This window comes from Haloferax sp. KTX1 (assembly GCF_902410085.1).
In the GTDB taxonomy this organism is placed as follows: Archaea; Halobacteriota; Halobacteria; order Halobacteriales; family Haloferacaceae; genus Haloferax; species Haloferax massiliensis.
Genome location: NZ_CABPRH010000054.1, coordinates 1 through 614, shown reverse-complemented (window position 1 = coordinate 614; position 614 = coordinate 1). Strand labels below are relative to the sequence as shown.

The following is a 614-nucleotide window of genomic DNA, read 5'->3' as shown; positions in this document are numbered from 1 at the left end:
CCAGGGCTGCACACGCGGCCGCGCCGCGCAGAATGAACACGTTGTCGTCGGCGCCGGCGGTGTTCTCGGAGAACTTCTCGACCGTTCTGGCGGCGAGCTCGAGGCTCTCGGGGTCGTCGGGATCGAACTCGTAGGCCTCCTCGGGCCGCTGGCCAGTGAGTGCCGGGTCCGCGCGGATGACCGGTTTACCGACCGGTGATTCACGGTCGGTCGATGGAACGTAATTGTCGGGCCCCTCAGGCATCGATACGTGCTTGGGGAGCACCGCACAAAAGTATCCCGTACAGGGGTGTCATACAGGCTATTGTAAGTCATTCCGGGATTTCGCCGACCCGGGCCGGCGCAATTAATACGCAGTCACAACAGTCTGTATCAGTCGTCAGAGGCGCTCTCGCGCTCTTCGCTCATGTGCTCCCAGATTTCGGTGCAGCCACAGCCATCCGCAACGTCCGCGAGATGCGCCCGCTCCGGATCGTCCGCTTTCGACTTGCTCATCGTCTCTGTCATGTAGTTACTGATAGTTACCGTAGTTGATAAGGGTTGTCTGCGGCGCGGTGGCAGCCCGCTCGGCCGTCGATTCAGTTGCTGGCCGTCGTCAGACGGTCCCGCCTCAC

1 protein-coding gene and 1 pseudogene are annotated in these 614 nt (G+C 62.1%); both read right to left on the bottom strand.

Annotated features, from left to right (window positions below; all coding sequences use genetic code 11):
• Nucleotides 1-244 (bottom strand): annotated as a pseudogene (locus FY251_RS20705) (hypothetical protein); the annotation flags it as partial.
• Nucleotides 245-372: 128 nt separating this feature from the next.
• Nucleotides 373-507, bottom strand: coding sequence for a hypothetical protein (locus FY251_RS23245; RefSeq protein ID WP_255516776.1), 135 nt, complete (start codon nucleotides 505-507; stop codon nucleotides 373-375).
• Between the last annotated feature and the right edge of the window lie 107 nt (nucleotides 508-614).